Annotated in this window: 2 protein-coding genes; both read left to right on the top strand. The window is 46.9% G+C overall.

The genetic code is table 11. The features are described 5' to 3' along the window. The first annotated feature begins 831 nt into the window (after nucleotides 1-831). Nucleotides 832-1101: a type II toxin-antitoxin system RelB/DinJ family antitoxin gene (locus HMPREF3201_RS11195; RefSeq protein WP_062413143.1), complete on the top strand. Its 270-nt coding sequence runs from the start codon at nucleotides 832-834 to the stop codon at nucleotides 1099-1101. Next, entirely contained in the window at nucleotides 1094-1369 is a 276-nt protein-coding gene (locus HMPREF3201_RS11190; RefSeq protein ID WP_062413142.1) for a type II toxin-antitoxin system YafQ family toxin, read from the top strand. Before HMPREF3201_RS11195 ends, HMPREF3201_RS11190 begins: the two co-directional genes overlap by 8 nt. The last annotated feature ends 346 nt before the right edge of the window (nucleotides 1370-1715 follow it).

Here is a 1715-nt window from a genome sequence, read left to right as displayed (position 1 = left end):
CAATCCACGCACCCATGAAGGGTGCGACTCTTTTTTGAAGTAGGAGGACACGATGGCGACAGTTTCAATCCACGCACCCACGAAGGGTGCGACATGTGGTGAGGGACCGAAATGATTAACGTACAGGTTTCAATCCACGCATCCCGCAAAGGGTGTGACCTACGATTACATACGAGCTGTTAATTATTCCCCAGTTTCAATCCACGCACCCCGCAAAGGGTGCGACCAGGATTATTACTGCCGCTGGTAGGCACGCCGTCGTTTCAATCCACACACCCGCAAAGGGGTGCGACTCTTATCGTCTACGCAAATATCGTAATCATAGACGTTTCAATCCACGCACCCACAAGGGTATGACTTACCCATCGAAGAATTTGAAGTAGATGAAATATCTTCAATCCACGCACCCACAAAGGTGCGACAACAAAAGGACGTTTTACATTCTTTACTTTTATTATATCACCATTTCAAACCATAATGGCATAAATAACTTTCCTTCCTCCATCTATAAAGCTGTTAACGATTCCATCCCTGTGTATTGACATTTCCCTTTTAAATCCATATAATACAGCAGCATCGTTAATAGCGTCCCTGGTAGTAAGCCGTCCCGTTATAGGAAATGTGCCGGATCCGGGGACTATTTTATTTAGGGGACTTTTTTTATTTAGGCGACATTTTTATACAATCAACCTCAAAAGGCAGAAAAGCCTTCCCCCAACAAACATAAATAAGGAAAATAGTTTTCACCACTATCATCACTACAACGTAACGTTAATTACTTTACATTTTCCTCATCTATCTTTATAATGGTTGTGAAAGGAGCTGATTCACATGGCTGAAACAAAAACATTAAATCTCCGTGTCGACGCCGATTTGAAGCGTCAGGCAGAAACGATTTTTGCTGATTTAGGTATCCCGACATCTACGGCAATCAATATGTTCCTGCGCACGGTCGTCCGCTATGGCGGCATTCCCTTCGACCTTCGCATTTCCCCCAATGAACTTGAGACCCTGAGAGCCATTGACGACGTAAATCATCATCGCAATCTCAGCAAAACCTATGATTCGGTTAAAGATGCCATGGAGGCACTAAATGCTTAAAATCCGCTTCCGCAAACAGTTCCGAAAGGATTACAAGCGCGTGTTAAAGCAACCCGGGCATACACCGGAGCTGTTGCAGGAAGTGCTTGACTATCTCGTCCAAGAGCAACCACTCCCAGAGAAGTATCGTGACCATGCCTTATCCGGCAACTATGCCGACTTCCGTGAGTGCCACATTTTGCCTGATTGGCTGCTGATCTACAAGGTAGAAGAGGATATCCTGATATTAACCTTGACCCGAACCGGGAGTCACAGTGAGCTATTCTAATCATTGCAACAAAACAGAATGGACGTGAGTGAGTTTTTCTCGCTCTCGTCCATTCTGTTTTTAGTATGTCGTTTCACGCTACGCACTCACAGTGAAGGTTCAAGTCCCTCCCTCGGCACCAAGTCCCAAACCACGCGCCCAAAGGGGTGCAACGTTTGTAGCTATAACGGCAGTGTGGGCGCACTGGTTCAAAGCCACGCACCCTCACGGGGTGCGACGAATCACTTCAGCTGCCGGATTTTACGGAAACTGGTTTCAATCCACGCACCCTCACGGGGTGCGACATCTTCCCAGTAGGTCAAGCCCCATGTCGCTGTCGTTTCAATCCACGCACCCTCACGGGGTG

The organism is Megasphaera sp. MJR8396C (genome assembly GCF_001546855.1).
Lineage (GTDB): Bacteria > Bacillota > Negativicutes > Veillonellales > Megasphaeraceae > Megasphaera.
The sequence above is the reverse complement of the archived record's forward strand: the minus strand, read 5'-3'. Positions and strand labels throughout refer to the sequence as shown.